Below are 9483 nucleotides of genomic sequence, written 5' to 3'. Positions count from 1 at the left end.
ATTTTAATTGGTTTATTGATAGTAAAAGCTAGGCTCAATGCCTAGCTCAGACTGATGACAAACCCCAATTTGTTGTATCCAATTAACGGACGCCAGCGTGGCGTCCCTACACAACAAAATAAAATCTGTTATTTTTCAATTGGTTATAACTTTTCTTGTAGGGACGCCACGCTGGCGTCCGAATGAAAAAAGACTTTGTCAATAATCTGAGCAGATTCAATAACAATCTGCTCTTATTGTGTTTGTCCGTACTAAAACCTCGTTTCAAAAATCAGATTGATGTTCTTATCTGTATAAGAATAAAGTGTCGATAAATTACTACGGTTTTTACGCCACGAAAATTGTAATTTAGGTGTAATACCGAATAAATGCCAATCTCGTTTCCATAAGGTTAAACTACTGCTCAATACGTTATCTTGGCGGATTTTTCTTAAATTCAAGAACCCACCTAGAACCGCAACATCTTTATATTGTCGTTGTGAATAACTCAGATTTAAGCGGCTAGATAGCCCCCATAGTTGCCACTCTTGTCCCCAACCAAAACGCAGGCTTTTGGTGTCGGAGCTATATTGTCGGACTTGTGTTGTGTCTCGGTTAAAATCCCCACCAAGATAGAAAAATTGTTGTGGTTTTGTTAGCCACAATAATGTGGCAGAAACTAACTTACTGTGACCATTTTGCAATGGATTATCATAATAGCGGTGTTTGCCATATTCCATTGCTGTGGAGATTTGCCAATTGGGTGAAAGCCAATGGTTAAATTCGGTGCGAATACCTTGAGTATTACGGTCTCGAGCATTACTTAACCAACGTTTTTCAAAAAATGGGAGCAAGCGGAAAGTGGACTTTTCCGTTTTATAGGCATAACCAAGCAATGTACGGTTTGTTATTTCATCATTATCACGACTATCCCAATAGAGTTTGCCATAGAGATTGTTCTCAAAAGCAAGATAATGTGCATTCACTATATTAAAGTCACGAGATAAATCGGCACTGTACGCCACACCATTGGCTTTTTTCGGAAGTAAGCCTTTCCCTTTAACAAAGCCTGTGTTTTCGATTTCAGGGCTATGAGAGGCGTTATTTACATTATCATCTTTAATATAGTAAGCCGTTGCCCCAAATTGCCAACTACTGCGTTTTTTTAAGGCAGCAAGATAAGCATCAATCAGCTGGGCGATTGGGATAGGGAGATTTTCCACACTTTTTGCTTTGTTAAATTGGTCTTCTGCGGCATTGTTTTGTTGAGCATTAAAAAGTGAAATAGCTAACTCAATTCGTACTGCATTTAAGTCGGAGTGTTGTGCGAGAATTTTGCGGTAAAAACGAATAGCTGTGGCATTATCATTATCAAGGCTAGCCAATTTACCTTGTGCGAAATCAATTAAAATAGGGTCGGTATTCGGCTGGGTTTGGTAAATCTCTAATAATACACGAATAGCCTCTTGATTACGGGCAAATAGGGCATCACTCAGCAATTTATGAGTAAGTTGTGGGTTTTGTTTCAGTTGCTGTTCATTGATTTCAATAACGGGCTTAGTTGCACTTTCTGCTGGTAATACAGGGCTTGATTGTGGGGCGGTAGGTTTAGCCACATTATGCAAATGTTGTTCTGTTTCATTTGGTGTGGCATTTAATGCGGTAGGCAAGCAGAGTAAAGGCAAAAGGTATTTTTTCATAAAGGCTCTCGAAGATTTATAGTTTGCAAAAAATCAGCCAAAACTGACCGCTTTTATCATTTTGAGTGAAAATAAAAGCCGATCTGTCGTAAAGCAGATCGGCTTAGGGGCTAATAATTATTTCGCTTCTTTGGTTGCACCGAAGACAGCGTTATAAATATCCTTACCAAGACTAATATCTCCAACTACCTCATTAAGTAATGGACCGTGGAATGTTCCTCTGTATGCCCCTTCTCGACCATTCAATACAGCTTTACCTACGAATCCTAGAGAATTATCTTCTTTACGCTCAGTTTTATCTACTTCAATCGTATCAAATTTACTTAAACCTAATTTCTTGTGGTTAAAGTAATCCTGGTTTCGGGTCATATCTGTTTCTACTAAGGTAATTTTACCCATTTTATTACTATTAATTTCGCCAGAAATAGTACTCTTATCTAATGTTTTAGCAAAATGAGCATTTAACGTAACATTACCATCAACGGTGTGAGTAGGACCAAAAAATCCAACATTTCCTGTGATTACTGCCCCTTTATAAGTTGCTGAACCGTGTAATTTAGGATCAATTTCTTTGACACCATTATTGATACTACCAATCACATAATGTTCTTTGTGGTTAGATACGTTATCAAATGAAGTACTTGCTCCTTGATGTACAAAAGAATCATTATTCCATATTCCTATCGTTCCATAGCTAGAATATACTTGGTTAGCAAATAAATAATGATAATTTCCTACCTTTCCACTAAAAGTACCTTGCTTATTACCATCTGACATCTTCTCTATATCGACCCATACTGTTTCAGTATCATCTTCTATTCCATAATGTCGCCAGTTGAATTTATCAACATCTTTTTCATTTAATGCATCAAGTTTTCCAGTAATCGTGAATACTTTACTATAGTCAGGTTTAGGTTGTTCAGCTGGTTTAGGTTGCTCAGCTGGTTTAGGTTGTTCAGCTGGTTTAGGTTGTTCAGCTGGTTTAGGTTGTTCAGCTGGTTTAGTAACTTGAGTTGGGGCTTTTACATCTGATGATGAATCATTAGATTTACAGCCAGTTGCGGTAATTGCGACAAATAATGCAAGTGCAGAAATTTTAAATGTTGTATTCATAATGAATCCTTAATTGAATATAAAGAAAACAAATTGATCGCTTTTAATGTTATTTCTGTATAAAAATACAAAAACTTACCCATTCTAAAAAAAAAAAAAAAATCAAGACCTGAAGAAAGAAATAAAGGGTTAATTTTTAGAAGGATTCATTAGCGACTATATTCGCTTTAAAAAAGTCAGCACTTCATAGTGTGAAGTATGGGGGAACATATCGAAAAGTTGGACTTTTTCGAGAGTATAATTAGATAAGCTCGCAAAATCTTTTGCCATTGAGTGAGCATTACAGCTTGAATAAATTAAATAAGGTGAGCCTAATTTGTTCAAAAACTCCGCTAATGCGTTGCCAATACCACGTCGTGGCGGATTGACAATAACCAAATCAGGTACTGAACCTTGTTCATTTAATGCAAAATGAGCAGAATCTAGAGAGGCAAATTTTATATTCTCTAAGCCAAGCTGATGAGCCGATTTTGTTGCACTAGCAATCGCAGAGGGCGAAATTTCAATCCCTGTTAAAGAAACCTTTGCATTTTTAGCTTGTAATGCCGATGCACAATGTAGCCCAAACCCACCGACACCGCAGAAAAGATCCCAAAGATGCAAAATGGGTAACTCCGAACTCCAACTTTGTGCCGTTGCATAAAGCTGGCTCGCCACATTTGGATTTGTTTGGAAGAAACCTTGCGGACGAATAAAAAGTGGCACACCGTTAAAGTATTCGGTTAGCACTTGTTGCTCCGTCAGAAAAATTTCTTTCTCGCCTTCCAATACTGCAGAATGTTGTGGTTGAATGTTTAAAGTTACTACGGATTCTGGCGGTAACTGTGCTAAAAAGGCAGGAAACTCACGCTGAATAAGGGCTAATTTTGTTTCACTGCGTAACACAAAACGCACCATTACAGCGTGGTTATGTTGGCTTTCTGTTAGTAAAATATACTTTAGTTCCCCTTTCTTTTTAGCAACGTTATAAGGAACAAGCCCAGCTCGTCCAATAAACTGTTTTAGAATAGGGAAAAGTGAATGAAACCTTGTAGGATAAAGCGAGCAATCGGTTAAATCAACGCCCTGCTCATCATTTAGAATACCTAAAACAGGGCGTTCAACACTGCCTGAAACCACCATTTTGGCTTTATTCCGAAAAGCAGAAAGAGAAGATTGAACTTCTGGCAACCACTCTGTTTGTTGCAAAATAAAAGGCGAAAGTAACCGCTTAAGCTCTGCCGATTTTTCTGCAAGCTGTTGTGGGTAGGCTTTATCAAGCCATTGACACGAAGTACAATGTTTTTGAGAAAAATGCTGGCAATTCAACAGGTTAGCCATTCTTTGCTTTCCATTCTAACCATTGTTCTTGTAACGCACTTAATGCTTGATGAGATTGCTGCCAACGAGGGCTTTTTTCTAACTCTCGCCACTCAATATGCTTACGTTTCATTAAACTTAGGTGTCGTTCTTTTTGTGCTTGCGTTGGTTGATACTTCAAATTATCCAAGACTTGCACCACACCATCAGGTTCGTTGCAGAGTAATAATAAGTCGCAACCTGCGTTTAAGGCTTTCTCACTTCGCTCAACATAGTTCCCCATAAACCCAGCCCCTTTCATTCCTAAATCATCGGAAAAAATTACACCGTTAAAACCGAGCTGTTGGCGTAATACATTTTTAAGCCAATAGCTTGAACCACTAGCTGGTTGGCTATCGCACTCGGTATAAATAACGTGTGCAGGCATTATTGCCGATAATTTTTGTTTGCTAATTAGTTGTTTGAAAGGTTGAATATCGTGAGAAAAAATACGTTCTTGTGGGCGATTATCAAAAGGTGTTTCTAAGTGAGAATCCGCTAAAACGTGTCCGTGTCCTGGGAAATGTTTACCTGTGGTTGCCATTCCTGTTTCTCGCATTCCGTCAATAAAAGCCTCTGCCACAGGTAAAATGGCAGTTGCATCGCTACCAAATGAGCGATCGCCAATGGCTTTGCAACAATGTCCTAAATCTAAAACAGGCGCAAAGCTCAAATCAATATCCAAGGCAAACATTTCTGCTGACATTAACCAGCCAGCCTCTTTAGCTAAATAAGTTTGCTCTGCAAGATTTGGTAATAATTGTTGGAAAGATTGCATTGCAGGTAATTGCGTAAAACCTTGACGGAAACGTTGTACCCGTCCGCCTTCCTGATCAACAGTGATCAGTAATGGCTTTTTCACTTTTTGACGAATAGATCTGATCAGTTCTTGAATTTGTTCTCTATCGTGAAAGTTGCGAGTAAATAAAATAAGCCCCGAAACAAGTGGATGCTCTAGCATTTCTTGTTCTTCCACAGTGAGTGTTGGCCCAACCAAATCCATTAACAACATAAAATTTTCCCTCTCTTTCTTTCAATAAAAACGCCCTTACGACGAAGGGCATTTTATCCTGATTTTCTCAATTATTCGATGTGATTTTGTTCGTGTTTACGTTGATTACTACGCATTTTTATATTGAGTAATTCAACGATGACTGAGAAGCCCATTGCCGTGTAAATAGCGGATTTAGGAATATGAATATTAAATCCTTCGCCGACTAACGCCACACCAATTAAGATTAAGAAAGCAAGTGCAAGGTTTTTGATTGTTGGATTGTGATCCACAAAATCACCTATCGGTTTAGCAGCAAACATCATTACTCCAACGGCAATCATAATTGCAATAACCATTACAGGTACATCGTCTGCCATACCCACAGCGGTAATTACTGAATCCAATGAGAATACAATATCTAAAATCGCAATCTGTACTAAGATCATAAAATAGCTTGCTTTTTTAATACTATTACCATTTTCATCGTGAGTTTCGCCACTGATTGCTTCTTTTAGTTCCATTGCACTTTTTACAATTAGGAACAAGCCCCCTAGAATTAAAATTAAATCACGCCCCGTAATGGCTTTATCCATAATGGAGAAAAGTGGATCAACTAATCTCATCATCCAAGAGAGTGAAAGTAGTAATAAAATTCGTGTCGCCATCGCAAGCCCTAAACCAATAATACGGGCAGATTGACGCTGTTTTTCAGGCAAACGAGAAACTAAAATACTGATGAAAATAATGTTATCAATACCTAGTACAATTTCTAAAGCGGTTAGTGTAAATAACGCAACCCACGCTTCAGGGTTTGCAACCCAATCAAACATATAAAATCCTTTCAATTAAGTGGAAGTAAATATCAATTATTAACTAATCAATATCGTAAAAGCTGTACATCATATAGAGAGCGGTTTAAAAATTAAAGAGCCGAATGTAAAAATTTTTGTAAAATTTCCGCCGTAAAGTTCTTGCGTAAATAAAAACCTAAAGGAAGTGATTGAATTGGTTCGCCTTTTTGATTAACCGCATTAGTTAGAGCTTGGCGATTCTTACCTTTAGGACGTAGCTGTAATACTTCACCTAAAGTCGCATTGATTTCGTTTAATCGCCCTAAAACGATCAGCTCCATTAATTCTTCCCAATCTTGCTGTAATTGCTTATCTTCTGTTGGGCTTGGCGACCACAATATCGGCATTCCAATATGTCGTTGAGCAAGTGGAATAGAGCGTTCACCTTCTACTGGAACCCATAAAACACGTTGTAATTTATGTTTAACGTGAGATGTTTGCCAAGTAATTCCGCTGTTTTGCGTTAAGGGGGCAAGGCTAACAAAGGTAGTTTCTAATGGCATTCCTTTTGCATTCACTGGGATTGTCTTTAGCTCAATGCCTAAATGAGCAAAGTCTTGCTCAGGTTTACTCCCTGCTTTAGCACCTAATGCGGTTTCAATTAAAATCCCCACCCAGCCTTTATCACGAGTCAGATCGGCAGGTACAGGCATATTAAGTTGTTGAGCGATCTCACCTAATGTAAAACCTGCAATCCATTGGGCTTTCTGTAATAATTCCTGTTCAGTGGTAGAAAATGTTGCGAGCTGCATTCATTGTGCCTTTGCAAAAAATAAGAGAAAACAGACCGCTTATTTTAAGCGACTAATCACTTTCCGCCAAATCTAACATTTCTTGAGCATTCGCTAACACTGCATCAGTGATTTTGCTACCGCCTAATAACCTTGCAAGTGCGTTTACTCGTTCTTTTGCAGTTAATAAGCTCATCTGCGTTTCAGTTTGATTATTTTCAACATATTTTTGTACATTGAAATGATGATTTCCGTGGCTTGCAACCTGTGGTAAATGGGTTACACACAACACTTGGCATTTTTTACCTAACTGACGCAATAATCGCCCAACAACTGTTGCGGTTGGTCCACTAATTCCTACATCAACTTCATCAAAAATAATGGTTGGAGTAGAAAGTTTATTCGCAGTTAGCACTTGCACTGCTAAAGAAATTCGTGATAGCTCACCACCTGATGCAATTTTTGCCAATGGCTGAGCGTTCTGTCCTAAATTACTGCGTAGATTAAATTCAACACTATCAGCCCCATTTGGTGATAACTTATCTAAATTATGCTGAATATCAATGAAAAACTCGCCATTTTCCATTGCTAATTGCTTAATTTGTTGAGTAACCTGTGCGGATAATTTTTGACCTGCTTCAACACGTTTTTGATAAATTTTTTCAGCCAATTCAACACATTGTTGATACGCCTGCTGTTCATCTATAATTAGCTGTTCTTCGTTCTCTTCAAAATCAAGTAGATGTTGTAATTCTTGCTGTAAATGTTGATGATGTTTCCATAACTCTTGGCTTGCAACTTGGTGTTTACGGGCAAGTTGCATTGTTTTACCAATACGGCTATCTAATTCGCTTAACAATTCAGGATCTTGTTCAATATTATTCGCTAAATGACTAATTTCTGAACTCGCTTCTTGCACTTGAATAAGTGCTTCATTCAACATTTCTAATGCCGATTGATATTGAGCGTCAATATCAGCTAACTCTTCTAAATCACGAATAGCTCGATATAACATACTGTCTATATTTACTTCGCTTTCACTTAAATGATTGAGAACAGATTGGGATAATTCGGTTAGTTGCTCAGAATTCGCTAAACGGGCTTGTTCTTCTTCAAGCTGTTCAAATTCACCTTCTTTAATTGCAAACTCATCAAGTTCATCAACTTGATATTGCAATAACTGTTTGCGAGCCTCGTTTTCTTGGCGCTGTTGATGAAAATTCTTCACTTGTTTATGCAATTTCCGCCAAGTCTGATATTGCTCAGCCATTTGTGTTAATAGTGAATGTGTTCCTGCATAGTTATCGACTAACTCCAGTTGATATTCATTTTTGAGTAGTAATTGCGGAGCGTGTTGTCCATTCAAATGGATAAGATATTGCCCCAATTCTCGTAATTGTGAAATAGGAATCGGACGATTATTCACAAAGGCTTTAGAACGTCCTTCAAGGTTAATCATACGACGTAAAATACACTCATTCGGTGTATCTTCATCTAATAACTCGTGTTCTTTCAGCCAAAGATAAGCAGGGCTATTGGGTTGCATTGAAAAAGTGGCGGTAATATCTGCTTTATCTGCTCCGTTGCGGATCATACTACTTTCAGAACGATAACCTAAACAAAGTCCAAGGGCATCAATACCAATTGATTTCCCTGCCCCTGTTTCACCGGTGATAACAGACATCCCTTCATTTAATTCAAGGGTTAAGTGACGAACAATCGCAAAATTATTGATAGCAAGCTGTGTTAGCATAAGAATATCCATACAAGAATAACTGTATGGATATATAGTACAACTGTTTATTTAAACAGTAAATAGATTTGTGAAACTTTTTTGAAATCTTACCGCTTATTAAATCTCTTCGTGCGACAATTCACTATGCTGAATAAGTTTTTAAGCATATTGCACTGTACCACCAAAGTGGTTTTCCACTAACCTAGTTGTAATTGGGTGCTGTGGGTTGAGTAAAATATTTTTAGTGTATCCATATTCAACTATTTCGCCATTATCCATCACTATGAGCTTATCTGAGATATGTTTAATTAGTCCTAGATTTTGTCCGATATAAATATAAGATAAACCTAATCTGGCTTGTAATGTGAGCATTAAATTCGTGAGCTGACTTTTAACTGAAAAATCTAAAGCACTTAGACTATCATCAAAAATAATGATTTCAGGATTTAGGATCAATGCTCTTGCTAGAGCTACTCTATGTCGCTGACTACTTGATGTTTCCTTAATGTGAATTAGAGCGTGTTCAGGGTACATTCCGACTAATTTCAATGTGCGGAAGATACGTTCGTTGCGTTGTTCTTCAGATAAATTTGTTGCTAGGCGAAGTGGTGCATCAAGAATTTGACCGATATTGTAATTGGGGTCAAATGCATCATTTGGATCTTGGAAAATCATTCTGATTTTTTTTGATCTAAAGGCATTATCGCCGAATTGCAATTTTTTTCCCTTAAAGAAAATCGTTCCTGATGTTGGTTCGGTCATTCCGACTAGCATTTTGGCCAGTGTTGATTTCCCAGCTCCATTAGCCCCTATAATGGCTAAAGTTTCCTGATGATCTAAAGAGAAGGTTGCGTCTTTAATCGCATAGAAATCTTGTTTACGGAAAAGACTAATGCGATCGGTAAAACGTTTACTCAGATGTTGAACTTCAAGTAAATTCATAGCAGCTCTTTAGAAATAGACTAAATTATCTTTGGATATTTCAGACTGATGACAAACCCCAATTTGTTGTATCCAATTAACGGACGCCAGCGTGGCGTCC

The 9483-nt window shown here is 37.8% G+C and carries 8 protein-coding genes; all 8 read right to left on the bottom strand.

Annotated features, from left to right (window positions below; translation table 11 throughout):
• Positions 1–251: 251 nt before the first annotated feature.
• Entirely contained in the window at positions 252–1679 is a 1428-nt protein-coding gene (locus tag A1D25_RS10405) for a surface lipoprotein assembly modifier (RefSeq protein WP_157395608.1), read from the bottom strand.
• 117 nt (positions 1680–1796) lie between these two features.
• A complete protein-coding gene (locus A1D25_RS11000; RefSeq protein ID WP_205420613.1) occupies positions 1797–2792 on the bottom strand; it encodes a hypothetical protein in 996 nt (331 codons plus the stop codon).
• A 156-nt stretch (positions 2793–2948) separates the two neighbouring features.
• Positions 2949–4112 carry a 23S rRNA (uracil(747)-C(5))-methyltransferase RlmC gene (gene rlmC, locus A1D25_RS10395; RefSeq protein ID WP_157395607.1) on the bottom strand — a complete coding sequence of 388 codons (1164 nt, stop codon included), beginning with the start codon at positions 4110–4112 and terminating at the stop codon, positions 2949–2951.
• Positions 4105–5142 carry a beta-N-acetylhexosaminidase gene (gene nagZ, locus A1D25_RS10390; protein WP_157395606.1) on the bottom strand — a complete coding sequence of 346 codons (1038 nt, stop codon included), beginning with the start codon at positions 5140–5142 and terminating at the stop codon, positions 4105–4107. The genes rlmC and nagZ overlap by 8 nt, the downstream gene beginning before the upstream one ends.
• A gap of 71 nt (positions 5143–5213) precedes the next feature.
• Positions 5214–5954 (bottom strand): TerC family protein, encoded by a 741-nt coding sequence (locus A1D25_RS10385; RefSeq protein WP_157395605.1) that lies wholly within the window; start codon positions 5952–5954, stop codon positions 5214–5216.
• Between the two features lie 92 nt (positions 5955–6046).
• A complete protein-coding gene (gene mutH / locus A1D25_RS10380; RefSeq protein ID WP_157395604.1) occupies positions 6047–6727 on the bottom strand; it encodes a DNA mismatch repair endonuclease MutH in 681 nt (226 codons plus the stop codon).
• Between the two features lie 52 nt (positions 6728–6779).
• Positions 6780–8459 (bottom strand): DNA repair protein RecN, encoded by a 1680-nt coding sequence (gene recN, locus A1D25_RS10375; protein ID WP_157395603.1) that lies wholly within the window; start codon positions 8457–8459, stop codon positions 6780–6782.
• Positions 8460–8600: 141 nt separating this feature from the next.
• On the bottom strand, positions 8601–9383 hold the full coding sequence (locus tag A1D25_RS10370; RefSeq protein WP_157395602.1) for a peptide ABC transporter ATP-binding protein: 783 nt from the start codon (positions 9381–9383) through the stop codon (positions 8601–8603).
• Between the last annotated feature and the right edge of the window lie 100 nt (positions 9384–9483).

It is taken from the genome of Ursidibacter arcticus (assembly GCF_009761375.1).
In the GTDB taxonomy this organism is placed as follows: domain Bacteria; phylum Pseudomonadota; class Gammaproteobacteria; order Enterobacterales; family Pasteurellaceae; genus Ursidibacter; species Ursidibacter arcticus.
The sequence above is the reverse complement of the archived record's forward strand: the minus strand, read 5'-3'. Positions and strand labels throughout refer to the sequence as shown.

Bases quoted from the DNA above. Each gene is read 5' to 3' on its own strand.
- A1D25_RS10405 (WP_157395608.1), bottom strand. From the start codon at position 1,679: ATGAAAAAATACCTTTTGCCTTTACTCTGCTTGCCTACCGCATTAAAT.
- A1D25_RS11000 (WP_205420613.1), bottom strand. From the start codon at position 2,792: ATGAATACAACATTTAAAATTTCTGCACTTGCATTATTTGTCGCAATT.
- rlmC (WP_157395607.1), bottom strand. From the start codon at position 4,112: ATGGCTAACCTGTTGAATTGCCAGCATTTTTCTCAAAAACATTGTACT.
- nagZ (WP_157395606.1), bottom strand. From the start codon at position 5,142: ATGTTGTTAATGGATTTGGTTGGGCCAACACTCACTGTGGAAGAACAA.
- A1D25_RS10385 (WP_157395605.1), bottom strand. From the start codon at position 5,954: ATGTTTGATTGGGTTGCAAACCCTGAAGCGTGGGTTGCGTTATTTACA.
- mutH (WP_157395604.1), bottom strand. From the start codon at position 6,727: ATGCAGCTCGCAACATTTTCTACCACTGAACAGGAATTATTACAGAAA.
- recN (WP_157395603.1), bottom strand. From the start codon at position 8,459: ATGCTAACACAGCTTGCTATCAATAATTTTGCGATTGTTCGTCACTTA.
- A1D25_RS10370 (WP_157395602.1), bottom strand. From the start codon at position 9,383: ATGAATTTACTTGAAGTTCAACATCTGAGTAAACGTTTTACCGATCGC.